General features: G+C 67.5%; 15 protein-coding genes. 6 read left to right on the plus strand and 9 right to left on the minus strand.

The annotated features are described in order from the left end of the window. The first annotated feature begins 38 nt into the window (after positions 1 to 38). The 5 genes from ACFWQC_RS13525 (at position 39) to ACFWQC_RS13545 (ending at position 6715) form a co-directional block, all read left to right on the plus strand. Positions 39 to 2999 (plus strand): metallophosphoesterase, encoded by a 2961-nt coding sequence (locus ACFWQC_RS13525; RefSeq protein ID WP_378678372.1) that lies wholly within the window; start codon positions 39 to 41, stop codon positions 2997 to 2999. Then, complete coding sequence (locus ACFWQC_RS13530) at positions 2996 to 3757, plus strand: hypothetical protein (RefSeq protein ID WP_378678375.1); 762 nt, start codon at positions 2996 to 2998, stop codon at positions 3755 to 3757. The genes ACFWQC_RS13525 and ACFWQC_RS13530 overlap by 4 nt, the downstream gene beginning before the upstream one ends. A gap of 256 nt (positions 3758 to 4013) precedes the next feature. Beyond that, the gene (locus ACFWQC_RS13535) at positions 4014 to 4961 is read left to right on the plus strand and encodes a hypothetical protein (RefSeq protein ID WP_378678377.1); all 948 of its coding nucleotides are present in this window, start codon (positions 4014 to 4016) and stop codon (positions 4959 to 4961) included. A 37-nt stretch (positions 4962 to 4998) separates the two neighbouring features. Next, positions 4999 to 6009 carry a S8 family serine peptidase gene (locus ACFWQC_RS13540; RefSeq protein ID WP_378678380.1) on the plus strand — a complete coding sequence of 337 codons (1011 nt, stop codon included), beginning with the start codon at positions 4999 to 5001 and terminating at the stop codon, positions 6007 to 6009. Between the two features lie 226 nt (positions 6010 to 6235). After that, positions 6236 to 6715, plus strand: a complete 480-nt coding sequence (locus ACFWQC_RS13545) for a hypothetical protein (RefSeq protein ID WP_378678383.1) — start codon at positions 6236 to 6238, stop codon at positions 6713 to 6715. Between the two features lie 101 nt (positions 6716 to 6816). Here the strand turns inward: ACFWQC_RS13545 and ACFWQC_RS13550 are convergent, their stop codons facing one another. The 6 genes from ACFWQC_RS13550 to ACFWQC_RS13575 form a co-directional block, all read right to left on the minus strand. Then, entirely contained in the window at positions 6817 to 7197 is a 381-nt protein-coding gene (locus tag ACFWQC_RS13550) for a RidA family protein (protein WP_378678386.1), read from the minus strand. Positions 7198 to 7225: 28 nt separating this feature from the next. After that, a complete protein-coding gene (locus ACFWQC_RS13555) occupies positions 7226 to 9148 on the minus strand; it encodes a caspase domain-containing protein (RefSeq protein ID WP_378678388.1) in 1923 nt (640 codons plus the stop codon). Continuing rightward, positions 9145 to 9552 (minus strand): hypothetical protein, encoded by a 408-nt coding sequence (locus tag ACFWQC_RS13560; RefSeq protein ID WP_378678390.1) that lies wholly within the window; start codon positions 9550 to 9552, stop codon positions 9145 to 9147. The genes ACFWQC_RS13555 and ACFWQC_RS13560 overlap by 4 nt, the downstream gene beginning before the upstream one ends. 128 nt (positions 9553 to 9680) lie before the next feature. Beyond that, entirely contained in the window at positions 9681 to 10283 is a 603-nt protein-coding gene (locus ACFWQC_RS13565; protein ID WP_378678393.1) for an antibiotic biosynthesis monooxygenase family protein, read from the minus strand. A gap of 123 nt (positions 10284 to 10406) precedes the next feature. Then, on the minus strand, positions 10407 to 11420 hold the full coding sequence (locus tag ACFWQC_RS13570; protein WP_378678395.1) for an NAD(P)-dependent alcohol dehydrogenase: 1014 nt from the start codon (positions 11418 to 11420) through the stop codon (positions 10407 to 10409). A 1052-nt stretch (positions 11421 to 12472) separates the two neighbouring features. Further along, the gene (locus tag ACFWQC_RS13575) at positions 12473 to 13300 is read right to left on the minus strand and encodes a GIY-YIG nuclease family protein (RefSeq protein WP_378678398.1); all 828 of its coding nucleotides are present in this window, start codon (positions 13298 to 13300) and stop codon (positions 12473 to 12475) included. A 142-nt stretch (positions 13301 to 13442) separates the two neighbouring features. On the opposite strand from ACFWQC_RS13575, the gene ACFWQC_RS13580 reads away from it, so the two are divergent. After that, on the plus strand, positions 13443 to 13715 hold the full coding sequence (locus ACFWQC_RS13580) for a MafI family immunity protein (protein WP_378678401.1): 273 nt from the start codon (positions 13443 to 13445) through the stop codon (positions 13713 to 13715). 135 nt (positions 13716 to 13850) lie between these two features. On the opposite strand, the gene ACFWQC_RS13585 is transcribed toward ACFWQC_RS13580, so the two are convergent. From ACFWQC_RS13585 to hrpB, 3 genes are all read right to left on the minus strand, one after another. Continuing rightward, a complete protein-coding gene (locus ACFWQC_RS13585) occupies positions 13851 to 14330 on the minus strand; it encodes a GNAT family N-acetyltransferase (protein WP_378678404.1) in 480 nt (159 codons plus the stop codon). A gap of 263 nt (positions 14331 to 14593) precedes the next feature. Beyond that, positions 14594 to 16213 carry a helicase gene (locus ACFWQC_RS13590; protein ID WP_378678407.1) on the minus strand — a complete coding sequence of 540 codons (1620 nt, stop codon included), beginning with the start codon at positions 16211 to 16213 and terminating at the stop codon, positions 14594 to 14596. 151 nt (positions 16214 to 16364) lie between these two features. Then, positions 16365 to 18914: an ATP-dependent helicase HrpB gene (gene hrpB / locus ACFWQC_RS13595; protein WP_378678410.1), complete on the minus strand. Its 2550-nt coding sequence runs from the start codon at positions 18912 to 18914 to the stop codon at positions 16365 to 16367. Between the last annotated feature and the right edge of the window lie 135 nt (positions 18915 to 19049).

Raw genomic sequence — 19049 nt, forward strand, 5'->3', positions numbered from 1 at the left:
GTTCAAGCCGACTGGTCCGTCCTGCAAAGGGGATGTCTATGGCTCTGGGCGATGACTCCGAGACCGGGAGCGAGGACTGGGCCCGCACGCGGGACTACTTGCAGAACGACCCGACCAAGTGGAACAGCCTCTCCTGGATCGCCGCACGCACCCTCATCGAGTCGGTCAACGACGTATTGGGACGCGGTACGCAGGGGCTCGTCGAGAACCTGCGTGCGCACTGGACGAAGAAGGACGAGCCCCCGACGATCCCCGCCTCCGAGGTCTCGAGGTTCCTCGTCATCGGCGACACCGGCGAGCAGGACCCGTCGCAGTACGTCGTCGCGCCCGCCCTGGCGCGGGCCGCGCGCGAGAGCTCGGACCGCGAGCAGGCCGGCTTCGTACTCGTCCTGAGCGACGTGATCTACCCGTCCGGGAACGTCAACGACTACGTGGACGGTTTCTACAAGCCGTACCGGTCGAACCGGGTGCCGGACCTCAAGGCGCCCCTCGACGTACGCGACAAGTTCTCGCTTCCTGAGAACGTCCCGGTCTACGCGATGCCGGGCAATCACGACTGGTACGACGGCCTCTACGGCTTCGCCCACCAGTTCCTGTACCCGGCGGACGCACCGCCGACCTGGCCCAGCGAACTCCTGGCACCGTCGTTCGACGAACCGTTGGGGCGATGGCAGCTGATCCGGGACCGCTTCGGCCGCATCATGTGGCGCACCCCGAGCGAACCGTCCGGCAGAGCCGCGCCGGCGCGGTGGGGGGAACCGGCCCCGGACGGCGATCCGGCACCAGAAGCCACGCTGCAGCCGGCGCCGTACTTCGTCATCGAGGCCGAGCACGTGGACCTGGTGTGCGTCGACACCGGCATCGACGGGACCATCGACGGGGCGCAGCTCGACTGGCTGAGCTCGCTGAGCGGCGAGAAGCCGAAGATCCTGATGACCGGCAAGCCGCTGCTCGTCAACGGTGAGCGCCGGAAGGGTGAGGTGTCCGGACGGCCCGGCACCACCATCCACGACGTCGTGACCGATGAGAGGCACCGCTACGTCGCGACGGTGGGAGGTGACACCCACAACTTCCAGCTGTACGATCCGCAGAGCGAGGGCAGTTCCCGCGATGGCCGGTGGCACATCGTCAGTGGTGGCGGCGGCGCGTACACCCACGCCACCCATCCCATCCGGACGGCTGCCTCGGATGCGCGAACCGACCTGCGATTTCGGCCGACCAGGCTCTTCCCGGGGTCGGCCGAGTCCCTGGCGTACTTCGCCCAGCAGCTGGTCCCCAGCATCTGGCGGCTGCTGCTGACCGTCGTGCTGTTCGGCGGGGGAGTGGCCCTGGGCCGCTGGCTCGCCGAGACCGGATGGAGCCGTCAGGTCCAGCTCGGGGACCAGCTTGTCCGAGTCGGTCCCGGAGGAGCGGCCGTCGCCGCGATGATCGTGCTGATGCTGCTGCACCTGATGCCGCAACGTCCCGGACGCAGTCATTTCGTACGCCGCCTGCTCCTGCGTCTCGAAGCGCTGGTCGTGGGGGTGTTGGCGACGCTGTTCCTGCACCACTACCTGCCCGATGCGGCCGGAGCGCTGTTGGTGCTGTTCGGCGCGAGCACCCTGTGGATCTGCCTCAACGCCTGGTGCGTGCGCTGGTCGAGGTGGTGGAGCCCCGTCGAGCGGGTGCCCGGTTGGCACCACGTCGCGTTCGCGTGCGTGCTGGCGGCTCTCGTGCTCCTGGCTCTGTTGCCGATGGGCTTGGACGCGGGAGGCTCGGACGAGGGACGTACGGTGTCCTGGGTCCTCGTCGTCGCGGTCGACCTCTACGCCGTCGTGGCGATCGTCGGGTGGCGGAAACGGATTGTCACCACCGTGAACGGCGCGAGGGCCGCGCGCTGGCTCGAGCGCTCGGTCGTGTGGGCCGTGCTCGCGCAGGCAGCCGTCGTCTCGGGCGAGATGTTGCGCGTGATGAGCGGCGAGGGCCTGACCGTGCTGTTCCTCAGTGGCCTGCTCGGACTCCTGCCGATGGCGGCGATCGCGGTGGTCGTGCTCACGGCGGTTCTGGCCCCGGACCTCCTCACCCGCCGCCTGCGCGATGAGCCCGTACGCCGGGCGCGCGTGTGGCTCCGCTGGCGGCGTTGGCTGGTTCAGCCCCTCGTGTTCCTCGCGCCGCCGGTGACGCTGGCGCTCTGGTGGTGGGTCGCCGACGCCGTCGACTCAGCGTGGATGCGGGCCGCCTTCGCCCTGCCAGCGCTCGTCGTGGTGACCGCGATCGGCATGCTGGTCGTCGACTGGGTGCGACGCGAGCACCAGCGCCTGTACTTGCCGCTGCTGGTCGTCGCCGTCCTCGCCCTCGGGGTGCTTCTGCTGGGGGCGGCCGTGCCGGGCCTGCTCGACGTACCGGGCTTCTCGGCGCCTGCCCGGGTGGCGAACGAGCTCAGGACGTGGTGGCCGGCCGTGGCGGTCGGCGCGGCCCTCTTCACTGTCGTCGCGGTCGGCGCCGCCGTCTTCCTCGCCCATCTGGTGTTCCTCGGCGCCTACTTGCTGATCGCGGACCCCAAGGCTTGGGTGAGTCCCCGCTACCGCCAGGGCGCCGCGACGCACTTCGACTTCATCAGCGAAGCGGCCGCGACGGCCATCGTCAAGGCCGAGCAGGAGGGCGGCCAAGCAGCAGTCGTCGAGGGCGTCGATCGGCGGACCAGACGTCGGGCGCAGATCGCCTTCCCCGGCCTGAACCCGCCCTTCGGGCCGATCCAGAAGTTCGTCTCTGAGATCTACTCGCTCGACGAGCCGCCGTTCTTCAAGCACTTCCTCGAGTTCGAGACCTCGCCCACCGAGGCCGTGGTGAAGATCCACCGCGTCCGTGGCGACCAGCCGGTCGAGATCGAAGAGGTGGCGAGGATCAGTCTTGCGGATGCGGCCTCGCAGGAGACTGATCGCTTCCTGCCGCGAGAGACGCGGACGTCGGGTTCAGGCCCCACAAGTCCCACCACTTCAACGTTCCGGAGGTCGACGTGAGCCAACGCGACGGCGTATGCGATCCCATCTTGTTGTCTCCAGATGAGCCGGGCATGCCTCGGTTCCGGTTCGTAGCCCTAGACACATACGAACCGCGGGGCGACGTCACCCACATCGAAGACGACATCAACCTGCATTCATTCCCCTGGTTCGCTGAGATCGTTGGACGTTGCTCCGATCGCCAAGGCCAACCGATCGACACGTGGTGGTGCATCAACCGCATGCCGGTCGTCGGCACGGACTTCGAGCTGTTGGCGGCATGTATCGATGGCGCTCCGGAGTCTCTGTTTCACGTGCTGTCTGGACGGGACTACGGCGATGCCCTTGCCGACATTCTGAGGAGAGACTGGCCCGACATCTACGCGATTCTCGAAGCGAGCACGTCGGGCGATCTCAGCCGAAGGCTCCTTCTCGCGGTGGACGTTGGCAACGGCCGGCAATGGATGGTCGCGGACGTCGTGGTCGGTGAAGCTCGGCACAACATCGCGCCCGCGCAGGTTGAAGACCTGATCGTCACGGCTCTATCCGTGGCCCTGCGCACCAACGACTGGATCACCCAGCTGCCGGGCATTCTCGAGCTCGGCCCCGACCTGACCACCCGCCGGCTCCGGGGAATGGCCGGACTGCTCGGCGGAGTCGCAGACGTGGGAGGCGGGCTCCAAGCGCTCGCGCAGGGCACTCTCAATCCACAGGCACTCACATCCGCGATACAGGCCGCTCAGGGGCTGCCTGATCACGTCCGATCTGTGTTCCGCTAGCAAGCATGTGACGCCGAGGACTACCTCGAGGTGGATACCTGGACGGCGTTTTGTACGTATGCGCTACGGCGGGCAACCTCTGTACGTCGGTAAGGCTCGGTTTAGTGACTGGATGGAGGAGCGGCTGTCACTTACGACGTGGATCAAGCCTGAGGGTGTCCTGTTGACATTCGTAGGAGGCGGATCCGGTAGCCAACTTTGGTGGATTTGACCCCACGGCGCATTCGTTGCCGGCTATGCCCGATACAGCAGTTCCATGGCCACCAAGTCGTGGAAAGAAGGCCCCGTTAAGCTCCGTGCAGGCTCCCTCGCGTCTTGGCAGGGCCAGGAGAGGCCTGGGGTTCTGACTCTCAGCGGTAAATGCCCCCGCTGCAGCGCCGACCTCGCCATTCAGATTCGCCCATCCACAGTGATCGTGACGGCGGCAGCATCCGGCGAAGCCGCGTTCGATGCAGTGGCCTACTTCCAATGCACATGCGAAGAAGATCACGCTGGTAGGCCAGAGACCAAGGTCAAGGGCTGCGGTGCCTACTGGGTAGCGCAGCCACGGAAGAACGAGCACAACGATCGGTACCACCTTGACATCTCGGCCCAGCCGGAGCTGAACGACGCAGCCAAGCTCATCGCTGAGGAGTCACAGGCGACAGGGAGTGGGCTCCGGACTCTTGCGGAGAAATGGATCCCAGGAGTCGGCGCCATCGTCGGCATCCTCGGTCTCGCCGGCATAGTCGTTTCCGACGACTCGGTGGCCGGCCTGAGTTGGAGCGTCAGGCTGGTCGCATTCTCACTCGTGACATTGGCTGTGCTCATGGCTGCCGGTGCGACCATCTTGGTCTACCGGGCGGCGTTTGGCTGGCCGAAGGAAGTCCCTCTTCGCAGCAACGACGACGTCCTCGCGGCAGCGGAGATGATAAACACCCGCACCAGTCAGATCGCGCGAAACGTACGGTTCGGCGTCGGATTGTCCAGCGCCGCCTTAGCCGCCCTGCTCGCGGCGCTCGGGGTCCTGTGGCTCCAGCCGGACTCAGATCGGCCGATCGCGGTCACCTACGACGACGGCGGCAAGGAGATGTCTTTGTGCGGAGAGGCGGCTCGGGTGGAAGACGGCCAGCTGCAGTTGAAAGTCACGGATGGGCCCAGGACGACCACGGAGCCGATCGACATGGCATCGGTGACAAAGCTCGAACAGAAGTCAGAGTGCTGAGGAGGTGGCTTAGATGTGCGATCTGATAGAAGGTTCGGTGACATTCACCGGACCGTCCGGTGCCTTTCACGAGCTGTACGACGGATGGAACCTACTCCGCACCGCTCGTGCGATGTACCTCGAACCACCCCAGATGGGATATTTCGGGGACCTTGACTCCGAGCGTCGCTTCGACGACAGCGCCCCCGCGGTAGCCCGCCTACACCATAAGTGGGAACCCGGTGTGCCGGTGGCGGAGCGAATCCAAGGCGAGTTGGCCCTCCTCCAACTCCCGATCCTCGTTGAATCAGAGCACCGCGTTGGACTCTCGGCTGGCGGAGGCCCTGGCGGCGGGGGCGGGCCACCCTCCGTCACCCTGGATCCTGCCGCCGTCGCAGCGGTCGACACGGATGCAGTGAAGGGCTCGGCCCTGGGTTCACGGGTCGCCGTCATCGACACGGGCGATCTGCTCGGCAAGTCCATGATGTCGGACTTCACTGGCGGCCTTGCGGGCCCCATGCCCGCCGATGACATCGTGGGCCACGGCACAGCCGTCGCCGAGGTCATCCGGCAGGTCAATCCCCGCTCGGACGTGAGTGCGCTGCGCGCCGTGAACGCACAGCAGGGCGGCAGCTACGAGTTGCTGTGCGCCATGACGTACGCGCTCTGGTCAGGGATGTTTGACCTCGTGAACGTCAGCCTCTCAGCCCAAGGAACTAACACATGCATGACAGTGCTTGGGGGTTCCCTCGACATGGTCTTGGACATCTGCCAGAACAACGGAATAACCCCACCGTGGATTGTCGCGGCGGCAGGTAACACCACGACAGGTCAGGCGTTCGGGTACCCGGCCAGCCTGCCTGGCAGCACGGTCGTGCAGGCCTGGGACTTCTCCCGGTCTCCAACGAGCTACAACGTTCCGGTTCCCTCGTCACACCAGCCGGTGCACGCAACTGGCGGTGACACGACGGATGCCTTTGGCACGATCACGGACGGCGCAGGAGCCGTCGAGCCCATCTATGGCACTTCCTTCGCGGCCGCCGTCGCCACGGCGCTCCTTGTGCCCTGAGGCAATGTCAGCGTGGCAATTGTTCGGAGGGGCAACATCGGGCATTGGCGGCTCTTGATCGAGGGTCGCCGGTTGCCTGCATACGTGCAGCCTTCTTGAGCAGGGACAAGATCTGTTGGTCCGGTCCAGAAGTGGCTGAAGGACGAGCGTCGGCATCGAGCCGAGAGCCAATCTCATGTCGCGGGCAGCCTTGCGGTGCACCCGTTGGGTCACAGATGCTGCTCGTGTGAAGCCCATCGAGTTTGAGATCCAGCGCACGGTCCGGGCACCTATCGACGAGGTGTTCGCGCGGATCGTCGACATCGAGGGCTACAACGAGTGGATGGCCAACACGGGAAGCATGCTCGAGCACGTCCGGCAAACCTCTCCCGGAGAGCCGACGGTCGGTACGACATACATCGAGGAGACGAGCCAGGGTTCGCAGCCCGGCGAGATCGCCGAGATGGAGGCACCGCAGACGGTCGTTTACCACTGGTGGCAGACGTCGAAGTCGGGAAAACTCCAGTTCGAAGGTTGGCCGAGCTTCCACCTACAGTCCTCTGGCCCAGGCAAGACTCTGGTCCGCCATCGCGGCAAGTTGGTGTCCTATGGCCTCTGGCGTCTGGGCAAACCTCTCTGGCGGCGATTGGCGATCAAGGAGCGCACCATCACGGTCGACGCCCTCAAATCCTCCTTCGAGAACGCTCCGGGCTCTTCCTCCGGATGAGCGTTCACGGGCCCAATCGCCACTTGCGGCCGAGTTGGACCACGACCCCGTCTGCTCGCTCAACGAGTCCGAGCCTGAGGATCAAAAGCGGACCCTGACGGTCAGGCAAGGCACGCCGTCATGCGAATTGAGACAAGTAGTCCTGGTATCTCGGCTCCCAGCTTGGCCGCGTAGCGGGTTGGCGGATCAGACAGGAACCAACGGGCGTATTCCTCGTTCATTCCTGCGAAGTCCCCCGGGTCGGTCAGCAGCACGCCCACCTCAACGACGTCGTCGAGCGCTGCACCGGCCTCCCGCAGGATGACCTCGCAGTTCGCCAGCGCCTGGTGGGTCTGAGCCTGGATGCTGTCGCCGGCCAATCGACCCGTTCGCGGGTCGATTCCGGTGGTTCCCGAGATGAACACCTGGGAACCGGCTTTGACTCCCTGGCTGAAAAGCGGCGAGCTTGGTGCGTTTGGTGTCGTGATGATCTGACGCGGCATCTCGGAACCTCCTGTTCTGATAGTCCCATCAAGTAGACGTGTTGGGGTCAGGTGTGCCTGACCTCGGGCCGCCCCGTGTCAGCGACTGCTGGATCTGCCATGCAGCGAAGGCGACCAGCAGGCCCCCGGCAATGCCGACCCACCCGGCGGAACGCACCTCGCCTTCCTCGCCGATCGCCACCCAGGCCGCTATGACGACCCCGACGTAGTGGACTGCGGTGAGGGCACCGGCAGAGATCAGGACGGCGGTGGCGAACTGACGCCGGGAGGAGAGAGACAGCATGCCGAGGGCCAGGCAACCGATCACTGCCACCGGCTCGAAGATGAACTCGGCGCTCGCGCCTTCCTCGACCTCGGTCCAGTACGAGCTGAAGCCGTCGTAGGGGATGAACAGCGCGAGGGTGGCCAGTCCAGCGCCCGCCATGGCCGATACCACCCAGACGGGCTCGACCGGACCGAGGTCGTGATCCCTCGGCGACACGCTCGAGCACGCCCGGCCTGCCACGACAGCCCCCACTCCGCTGCACAAGACAAGAAGACTCAGCACGACACCGATGGCGCCGATGTCCTCGAGGGAGAACTTCACCAGTCCGATGCCGGCGGCGCCCATGAGAACCCCGACCACGATGAACAGTCCTGCTGCGTCGGCGGTGGCCAACTGCTGACGGCGGAGCCGGGCCGCAGCGAGGAGGAGTGCAAGGGTGGCAAGCGCCGCCTCGAACGGCGTGACGACCGCGAACGAGTCCCAGGACGCCGGGGCCTCGGCCAGCATCGGCAACGGAATCGCAGCCAGGAGCCCCACAGCAGATATTGACGCAGCGGCCGGCACCCACGCGGGTGGCTGGGGCTCGGCAGCTGCCACCGGCTGCGGGCTGTGCTCGGGCTCGCGCGCGACAGCGGCTTCGGCCGCCGGTGCGGGGGTCTCTGGTGGGGGAGGCACGACTGTCGGCTGCTCCGGGACGGCCGGTGACGGTTGGGGCGAGGCCTCGGCGGGCGTACGAGCTCGGTCGGCCGACCCTCGCACGACACGCTGTGTGTCGTGCTCAGCCAGGTCGTCCAGCGCCATGCGGGCCGCGGCGGCGCGAGCGGAGCCCGCGTCGTCCAGCAACGCGGCCAGCTCCTCCACTGCACCGAGACGCACATTGGTGAACGGACTCGAGATGGCACCACGCAAGTCGGCCAACAGGTCCACCGGTTCAGGCGGGCGGTTGCTGCGGGCGATGTGGAAGTCCCCCTGCACGTCGAAGACCCATTTGCCCGGGGTCTGCGACGGCGTGACGGTCCGCACCCGGTCGAAGGCGAAGTCGTACAACTCATCGACTGACACGAAACCGTCACGATCCCGGTCCGCCTCGCCGGTGGCCAGACCCTCGACCAGAGCCGAGGTGAACACCGACGGCTTGCCCTGGCCGGCAAGCTGGTCGCCCTCGAATGAGTACTCCATCGCGCTCGACGCAGTCAGCACGATCCGCCCGCGGCCATCGAAACGCTCCATGATGTCCATGCGCTCATCGCCGCGATTCATCATCCCGCGCGCGAATGCGCCGCTGTAGCAGCAGTCCAGGAACAGCACGATGCGCCGGGACCGGCTCTTTGTCATCTGCCTGTTCACGTAGTCGGCGGGCAGGGATGTGGCGTCCAGGTGGTCGATCTCGGTGTCCGGCGTAGCGAAGTAGAGCCTCCCGTCCTCGTCCTTCACCCCGTGGCACGAAAGATGCAGCAGGAGGAGGTCGTCAGGCCCGCGGTCATCGAAGAAGCTCGAGACCTTGCGCCGGACCACATGCTCCGGCTCGTTGAGTGACACCTCGACCTCAAAGCCCCCGATCTCGGCGTTCCGGAGCACGCTTGCCAGTTGCTCGGCGTCGGTGGCGGGCGCGCGAAGCCTGCTCAACCGCTGGTCGTCGTACGCGTCGTTCGCCACCACCAGCGCGCTGCGCCGACCCGCGGTCATGGCACCGGTGAGGAAGTAGGTGGGTCCGGCTTCCCTGACCCGTGCAGGGCTGCGACGAACTCGTCGATGAGTCGGTCCTGCTGCTCCCGCGACGCCGAGTCGATCTTGAGTGTCTGGTCGCCGATGGTGAGCTCGACCGCGTTGGCTCCGCGCGTAGAGGACATCCACCCCCGTATCGCCCCCACAATGGCGGTCACGGCGACCAGCGACTCCTGGAAGGCGACGAGCAGAACCCCGATCGCCGCGACGTCGATGCCACGGGTGCCAGCAGGCGCCTCGCCCGCGCTCGCGCGCTCGACATCATCGACGCCGAGGTCCAGCAGCTCCCGGCGCAGGACCGAGCTGAGCTCATCGAGACGCTCCACATCAGGATCGTGGATCGTGATGGTCATCTGGCGACTCATCCGCGGCTCCTCGCTTCATTAAAACTCCCCCTACGGTCAGTGTCCTCCCAGACCGAGGGCTCGTCAGCGGATTCACCGACACGGTGGCCGAGCCCGGCCAGGGCGGGCTCGGCGAAGAGATGTAGCGGTCAGGCCATCTCGGGGACATGCAGGTGTGCGTACGCGAGGTCGAACTCGTGCACGTCGACGATCTCGCCGCCCGCGTCGCTCGCGGCCCGGCTTCGCATGTTGTCGGCCGCCGAGCGGCTGGCTTCCATCGCGGCGCGGGACTCCCAGGCCGTGGTGGCGCAACCCAGGCCGGACGTACGGTTCATCAGCAGGCTGGCGCTGCAGAATCCAGCAGTCTGCTCGAGCTCGGGAAGGATCCCTACCCGGAAGGTCTCGGCCATGGCGTCGAGGTCACCCTGCAGCCAGCTGACTCGGGCGCACTCGCCGTGGTGGCTACGGTGCATGACGACGATCTCCCACTCGTCGATCTGCATGGAGCCGCCGAGGATGTCCTTGCCTCGATCGCGTAGCGGGCGAAGCTGCTCATCGCTGGCGCGCATGGCCGCCTCGTCTTCCCACGAGCTTGTTGCGATGCAGTGCCCGGTCTCGCGGTCGACCAGCATCGAGAGGCCGCGACAGCCCTCGATACTGTCGAGCATGGGCCCGACCTCGTCCTTGACGAAGGTGATGCCCGCGTCGATGTTGCCGGGACTCCCGTGGAACGTTGTGGAACGTGCGTACACGGCCCGCTCCTTTCTAGGACGGGGCAGTGCCCGGACCGGCACCGCCGGTACTTCCCTGTCTACTCCTCTGGGCGCGGAGACGCCATAGCCCAGCTCTGCGGTTCTCGGCCCCCCCGCGGTGCCTCAGTCGTCGATGCGGACGACGACTCGTCCAAGAGACTGGCCGGACATGAGGTGGCGTATTGCCTGTGGGGTCTGGCTCAGGGGGAAGGTCCGGTCGATCACCACGCGCAGCTGGCCGGTCTGCATGAGACTCGCAAGGGTGCCCATCAACTGCCGCTTGTCTGGTGACGCGAAGGACCCTCCGCGCAGTTGGGGAGAGACCGCCGAGCGTGCCACGAGTCCGAGGACGCGCGGGATGCTGCCGAGCCAGCGGTGGCCGGTTGCCCCGAATGCGTCATGCCCGATCAGGACGTAGCGCCCTCGCGGGTCCAGTGCACGGCGGATCGCCTTGAAGGAGTGGTTGCCGGGCACGTCGAAGATGAGGTCCCACTGCTCACCGCTGCGCGTGAAGTCCTCAGAGGTGTAGTCGATGACTCGGTCCGCGCCAAGGGAGCGCACGAGTGCGAGTTTGCTCGCGTGGTCGACACCGGTGACCTGCGCGCCGTAGGCCTTGGCAAGCTGTACGGCGATCGCGCCGACGCCGCCCGCAGCGCCGTTGACCAGGACTCGCGAACCGAAGGGCACCCGCCGTCGGGGCAGATTGTTCAAGGCGATGAGCCCGGCGGTCGGCACCGTGGCCGCCTCCTCGAAGCTGACGCCGGAAGGCTTGAGCGCCACTCCTTCCTCGGGGGCTGTGGCGTACTCGGCGAACGCACCGCCGTTGCGCCATTGGATTCCGCGAATGGTCTCCCCGAAGACTTCGTCACCCGGCTCGAACCGGGTTACCCCGATACCGACGGACTCCACCACCCCGGCGACGTCGGTCCCGGGTACGCGCTCGCGGGGGCGTCTGACTCCGGAGCCCATGAGGCGGAGGACCGCGGGCAGGCCCGCCACGACGTGCCACACATCCGGATGTACGGACGCTGCCCGGATCCGGACCAACACCTCGTCCTCGGCTGGGTCCGGCCGAGGAACGTCGCTCAGGCTGAGGTCGTCGACGGATCCGTAGCGGCCCTGAACGATCGCTCTCATGCTCGGAGCGTACTGTGACGGCGTCCTCGACGGATGAGTACGAAATCCGACAGGAGGTGTGCCTTCGTGGATCCCGGGCTGCCGGGATGGGAAGCGGCGGCGGCTGTCGGCGCCGCGCCTGAACGAAACTGTCGGTGCGCACACCTAGAGTTCGTCAGGTGATTACACGATGAGCAAGGACGCCGCAATGCGGGCGATGCGCGAGGCCCGGTATCGCGAAAGGCAAGATTCGTCGACCGCCGGCTCGACGCCGACCAGATCGGCGGTTCGACCTGCGAAGGCCCAGGCCGCCAGGGCGGCTGCTCCGCCTTCGCCCGCCGAGGCGCTGTGTGGCCACCGTTCGATGAATGGACGCACCTGCACACGCGAGCAAGGCCACGCGGCGAAGAGCCACCGCTACTCCTAGCGCTCAGCCGTCCTGCCCCGTCCAGGCAACGCGCCCGCCGGCTTGTAGGAGCCGGCGCATCGAGCGCGCCGACAAGCGGTGGTGTGACGCGTGGCGAAGGTTCGTATCAACTACCCGTTTCGCAGGTGGTCCTGCTCCTCGCCGCAGGAGGGGCAACAATGTGAGGGTGGCCATCTACGTGGAACTCCGCGATGAAGCCGGATGCGCCGTCCTGGGACTACCCGACCCTTCCGGCGGAACCTTCGACACGGCAGGCGACTTTGACCGCTTCGTCGACCAACCGCCCTATGGTCACGTAGCCGGCGGCATCCCGATCCTGGAATCTGTTGACCCGTTTGGCGAGACGATTATGCCGTTCGGGGTCATGGCAGGACTGATAGGCGACTGCGTTCGTGCCACGGCGGTGGCGCACGACGGGCCCGAGAGGCGGGGCCTTCTCCGCCTTCGGGTGTTGGCTGAGGAGTGTTCGAGGCGACCGGGATCTACCCTCGTCTGGATCGGAGATTGAACCGGCGCATTGGCTTCCCGGCCGCGTGTCCGTCCGCGGCGCCGAGACGACAAGCGGCGGCATGGGGAAGGTCACTGCCTCACCCAGTGAAGCAGATGACCAGGCTCAAATTCGTGGGCGTTGGTGCTCGGCACTCACTCAGTTCTTGTTGTGACCCAGCGATCGAGCATGGAGCACGTCCTTCCAGTACGACTCGCGCTCGAGAACATGGTCGTCGGCTGTTCGCATCGACCAGTACTCCAATAGCGCGAAACGCATGTTGGTCCGGTAGTATTCTTCGCCCTTCTCCTCTACGAGTTCCCTCAGACCGATGTTGCCGCCGTGTAGCGTGAGCGCGTATGTCGCCCAGCGTTGCCAAACCCCGGTGTCGCCATACGCGGAGCCGACGTAGCGCTGTCCAGTCTCCTTGTCGTGGATGACGTAGACGCCCTTCATGCTCTCCAACGCGATGCGCCAATCGGCCCGGGCCTGGCTGACGACAGCCTGAAGGTCGGCGAGGCTGTGGTTTATTCGATCGTGCCCTGGGAAAGGCTCACCAGCGAACGGCTCTTCAAGGATCGACGAGACGGTCATCGTGGGCAGCACCGACTCCATCGTGCGACGAATGTTCCTGCCGGAGCGCTCGTGGCGGATGTAGAGGCGCCGGATGAACGGCCCCATCAGGTCCTCACGCAGTGTGACCGTGTACGAGTGCGCCCGTTGCTCGGGCCTTCGCTCCAAGACCTCCCAGATCCCGCCGAAGAGCCAGAGCGTCGCGTCGTGCTTGTTCTGCGCGAGCGAGAAGATGAATTCGCGGTTGAAGTCGTTGTTCACACTTCGCCATGAGTTCCATCCCTGCCACTCCTCCTGGTTGGTCGCTAGGACGTCAATCGGGTGCTTGATCTGATTCCAAACAGCGAAGTGGACCTTGTACGCCGTCGGATCGAGGCCCTCGGGGAGCAAGGCGGTGAGCGGGATGGCTTCCATGAAGGGACTCTAGATGGTTGCACCGCGACGTGCGGGCTTCATCGATTCGGAAACGTGAACGGTGCGGTACGTCGGGCCTTGGCGGCGGTGTGACGTTGGTCTGCTCACTCCTTCGCGGCGGCGGATCTGACAGGATGCGCTGGTGGATCGCGCGTACTACGAGGAGATCGCCGGGCGACTGCGCGGTCTCTTGATCCGGCTGGCTGACCGGCTTTCTAGCGAGGACATCACGCTGATCGCAGAGTTCGTCGACGCGAACGAACTCGGTCTCGCCCTCGAACAGTTGGCCGATGTGCTCTCGGAGGATGAACGGCCACTGACGGAGGACGAGCGCGCCGACATGGTTGCGCTTGCCGATCGCATGTATATGGGTGATCGGGTTCCTCATGCCCTCGCGTTCTGTCCGGAGAGATGACTTCGCCGGCGCATCTGCCGAACTCGTAGTCCTCGCGCAAACGCGGCGATGTGACGCAGGGTCCGCCTGCGCGGGATGAGGCAGATCCGGGTGTGTGCTTGCTCGGAGACGCCTCGTCCTGAGCGTCACCGTAAGTCACGTCCCTAGCTGTAGCTCCTCGACCCGCAGTGCCGATCCTTCCCGCAGCGGCTCCCACGCACCGGTCGACTTGAAGCCGTGGAGGAGATAGAGGCGGCGCGCGACTTGGTTGCCCTCGGTCACGTGCAGACGTACGCCGAGATCGCGGTCGCGGCACCAGCTCACCAGATCGGTGAGGAGTCCGGCGGCGTAGCCACGGCCGCGTGCCTCGGGCGTCGTCCACATGCCCCAGATGTAGGCGACGGCGCTGTCCGGGGGAGTGAAGACGCCACCCATCGCCACTCCTCGGCCGTCTTCCAGCACCACCAGGATCGGTGCTGACCCCTCGGCCCGCTTCCGCCAGAAGTCCTCCGTGCGAACCTGGACCTCGGCGAGCGTCGTTCTGAAGGCGTCGGGTGAGTCGGCCAGCGCCCGCAGGCTGACGTTGCGAAAGAGAGACCAGTCATCAGCGGTGATGGTGCGTACCTCGACGTTCATGACATCGAGTTGACAGCAACCTTGTCGGTACTGCCACCAGATTTCGACTCGGCTCCTGGCCGGTGAGCTCGTGGCATCTCAGAAGGCCCGCGAGAAGATGCCAGCACCGCCAAGGCGCCTGTGGAAGTGGCCTGAGTAGCGATTTCAGCGACAGAGGCGCGCAGGCTTTGATGCGGCTGGCGGCCGGCCGCATCAACGACGACGCCACCACGATCTGCATGGGTTTCTCCACGGTGCCGGTGTGCCTTGCATGAGCCGAGAGGTCAGGCGCCGTCCTCGGTCAGGGTGGTGGAGGGAAGCCAGTCGGCGCCGAGGAGCTGGGCGAGGGCGGTGAGGCCGGTGGTGTCGCTTCCCACCGTGGCAGAGGCCGCGGCGATCCGCTCGACCATCACCCTGCCGACCTGCTCCTCGACGGTGCCTTCCGCGTACGCGATGTGCCACGGCGAGAGCTGGTGGTCGCGGTGGGTGCGGCCGGTCACCTGCCGTCCCGCGATACCCGAGAAGCGGGCCTGGTGGAAGACGCCGACCCGCGGCTCGCTGCTAGCCCGGCGACCGTCGGCGAGGGTTTCGCCGGCGTGCAGGCTGATCGAGGCGACCGTGGTGAAGACGCAGACCTTCGCCTGCCCGGTCTGGAACCGGAGCCGCTCGGCCTCTGCGTCGAACCGGTCGCGGCCGTAGATCGTGGCGACTTCGAGGCCGGAGTCACGCAGCCGGTCGGCGATCGGGTCGGCGGCGGTCGCGACGAACTCGACCGAGCACGCCACCTGTCGCTCGGCCTCGACCTGCTGGACGATCCAGGCGACCGTGGAGTCGACGCGTATCAGCCCGGCCTTCTGCCGGAAGCGCAGCAGCGCTGCCCGCCCTTTCGCGACGTTGCGGCCACGCCGGGCGATGTCCATCTCGCGGCAGAACTCTCCCCATTCGGCCTCGTACGCCGTCCGCTCCGACGGGGTGAGTGCCACCGGCATGCCGGAGATCGGCACCGGCCCCCATGGTGCCGCGCGGTGCAGCATCGCGGGCGGCCGCTCGTCCTCGAGCCAGCCGCGTACCAGCTTGAGGTCCGCGGCGCGCCGCGCAGGGTCGGCGGTCCAGGTTGCGCCGTAGCGTCCGCGCTCGACCCCGACGCCGTTGCGCTCGAGCGCGGTGGCGAACGTGGCGCCGGGCTGGGTCGCCGAGGTCCACTCCTGCATCGGCTCGCCGAGGACCTGCGCATAGGCCGGGGCGAGATATGGCAGGTCGAGCGGCGTGTGTCCGGGCGTCGCGGTCGTCGCGATGACGAAGGGTGCCTTGTCGTGCGGCCGCCCGTGGCCCGAGATCCGGGCCCAGAGCTTCCACCGCTTCGTCGTCGTACGTCGCAGCGCGTGAGCCTCGTCCGCGATGATCACGTCCCACGCGTGATCCTTGACCTTCTCCAGGCGGTCCCATGTGATCACGACCCATTCGAGACCGCCGTCGCCCAGCGCCGCGATCGTGCGGCACCAGTGGCCGATCGTGATCGCGGCGGGACGGTCGGCGATGACCAGCACCCGTCGCGCACCGCGGAGGTCGCCCACCGCTGTCGCCCCGAGGACCGCGGAGATCGTCTTGCCCACGCCGGGCTCGTCGGCCAGCAGGAACTGCCGCCCGCCCGCCGCAGCGCGCGCCGCGATGGCGTCAGCAGCCTCGTACTGGATCCGCCGCGGCTCGAGCGCGTCGGTCGGCTCGAGGCTCTGCGTCGGAAGGTCGGGATTGAGGGTGCTCTCGATGAACCGACCGAGCGTGTACGGACCCGGAGCGTAGGGCGCGAGGTGCGCCGGCACAGCGTGCCCGACGTACAGGTGGGTCTTGACTCCCGGGTGCCACGTGGCGCCCTCGACCTGGGTGCCGTAAGGGACGTCGAGCACCCACAGCCGCTCGCCCGGGCCGACGGCCGGCAACGGCCGTTTCGGTTGTCGCGTCCCGCTCCGGCGCGAACGCCCGCCGCGGCGACGAGCACTGGATCGGCGAGGACTGGCCACACCCAGACGCTATCCTCCAGGAGAGTCGACCCGCCGCTCATCTTCCGCGGCGGGGATTGTTCGTACGCGCGGTGGCTGGTGCGCTGCGGGGATCCTCCGGCCAGGCGTGCTTGGGATAGCGCCCGCGCAGATCAGCCCGAACGCCGGGATAGCCGTTGTCCCAGAAGGACTCCAGGTCGGCCGTGACGGCTGCGGGGCGCCGCGCGGGGGAGAGCAGATGCAGCAGGAGCGGGACGTGGCCGTCCGCGAGGACCGGCGCTGCGGTCCAGCCGAAGACCTCTTGGATTCGCACAGCGAGCACCGGTTGTTCGGCGGAGTAGTCGATCCGCACGCTCGACCCACTGGGGACCTGCACTCGTTCGGGAGCCAGATCGTCGAGCCTGCCTGCCTGCGGCCACGGCACCATCGCCCGCAGCGCGGCAGCCACGTCGACGCGACGAAGATCCTGGGCCGAGCGAACCCGTGCCAGCTGGGGCCCGAGCCACGACTGGAGGTTCTGAGTGAGTGCCACGTCGCTCACATCGGGCCACGGGTCACCGAGCGCACGGTGCAGGAAGTCGAGGCGGGCGCGCAGCGCCGTGGCTGCCTCCGACCAGGCGAAGAGAGCGATTCCCTCGCTCGCCACCGCCTCTCGGATCGCTTCGGTCACGGCGTGGGCCGGTGGATCGCTGAGCGGGACGGAGCGGAGCTCGATCGCGCCCAGCAGCGTACGTCGGCGAGCCAGCACCCGCCCCCCGGTCCAGGTGACCTCGTCCACCTCGGTCCACAGGGACCCGGCCGCCTCCAGCGCGAGGTCCTCGGTGAGCGGGGCCGCCGCTCGGATCCGGGCTTCACGTTGCCCGGGCCGCCGCTCCGCGTCTCCGACCGCGAGCCACTCCAGCCCGTCCAAGGGCCCAGGGGCACGCGGATCGAGCGCCGCGCCCGTCCCGGACGCCATCAGGTAGCTCGCGGCACTCGAACGCTTGCGCGCAATCCGGTCCGGATGCGCCAGGGCCACCACCAGCCCCACCGCCACGTCATCGGTGAGTCCTCGGGCCGCCTGGGAATGGTCCGACGCGCTGCTCCGGCCGCCTGTGGGACCCTGCTTCTCGACGATCTTCTCCAGGCGGGTGGCCTGGCTGCGCCACGAGCCCGCACGCTGGTTGCCACGGAGCGACCGGAGCGCAGCAACCAGGTCCCCGCCGGGAGCGCGCACGTCCTCGCTCAACATCGCGACCACCTCTGCGGCTCGCCTGGCCCCGACGAGACCAGCCCCGTCGATGAGGGCACGCGCCAGCCTGGGATCGGCCGGTACGCCAGCGATCACCCGGCCCCGCGGGGTGGCCCTCCCGTCCTCGGTCATCGCCCCCAGATCCACCAGCACCTCCTTGGCTGCCGACATCGCATGCGCGGGTGGCTGGTCGAGCAGCGCCAGGTCGCGCACGTCGTCACTGCCCCAGCACGCCACCTCCAGGGCGAAGGCCGTCAGATCGGCGGTCGCGATCTCGGGCTCCGGGTGAGCGGCGAGATGCGCGTGCTCCGCCTCGGACCAACAACGCAGCACGGCGCCCGGCCCCAGCCGTCCGGCCCGACCCGCCCGCTGCTCGGCCGCTGCCCGGCTCACCGCGACGGTGACCAGAGAAGCCAGTCCGCGACGGTGGTCAGTGCGTGGCTCGCGCGAGAATCCAGCGTCTACGACGACCCGTACCCCAGGTACCGTCAGCGAGGACTCGGCGACCGCGGTAGAGACGATCACACGTCGACGCGGGCCTTCGCTGAGCGCACGATCCTGCTCGGCGCCGGACAGACGTCCGTGCAGGGCGTGGACGGACGCGTCCACGCCGGCAAGGCGGCGTACGGTCGCCTCGACCTCCGCGACACCCGGCACGAAGACCAGGACGTCACCCTCGTGCTCGACGAGCGCACGACGTACGGTCGCTGCGACATGGTCGTGGAAGGCCGGGGTGATGCCCCGGTCGTCGGTGCGGCGTACCCCCGCAGGCGCCGGGCACCAGACCGCGTGGACCGGGTGCAGAGCACCCGGGACGCGGATCACCGGAGCGGTGTCGACCCCACCGAGCAGGGCGGCGGTCCGTTCGGCCTCGATGGTGGCCGACATCGCCACCAGGGACAGGTCCTCACGCAGGTGGGCCCGGACGTCGATGAGCAGCGCCAAGGTCAGGTCGGCGTCGAGGTGGCGCTCGTGCACCTCATCGAGCACGACGGCCCCGACGCCGACCAGCTCGGGATCGTGCTGTATCCGCCGGAGCAGCAGGCCGGTCGTGACGATCTCGACACGGGTACGTCGACTGGTGCGTCGGTCTCCGCGCACGGAGTATCCGACCGTCTCGCCAACCGGTTCGCCCAGCAGGTGCGCCAGCCGACGGGCGGCAGCACGGGCTGCGATGCGGCTGGGCTGCGTGACGACGACCCGTCCGGCGACAACCTCGGCGACCGCGGGCGGGACCAAGGTCGTCTTGCCGGTGCCCGGCGGTGCGTGGACCACCGCGACTCCGCGGGTACGAAGCGCTTGGTCGAGAGCGGCCAAGCCGGCGGTGACCGGGAGATCGGGCGGCGCGGCGAGCAGATTGCGCAGAGGGTCGGACACTCCTGCAGTGTGCCTGACGTGCCTCGGCCGGTGTCGCGTCGGCGCCGAGGGCTGTCACCACGACGACGCCCGAGCAGACGAGCCCATCGTCCGACGCATCGCATCGGGGGTGACGATCTGGGGCTGGTGGATGTG

The organism is Nocardioides sp. NPDC058538 (assembly GCF_042719275.1).
Classification (GTDB): domain Bacteria; phylum Actinomycetota; class Actinomycetes; order Propionibacteriales; family Nocardioidaceae; genus Nocardioides.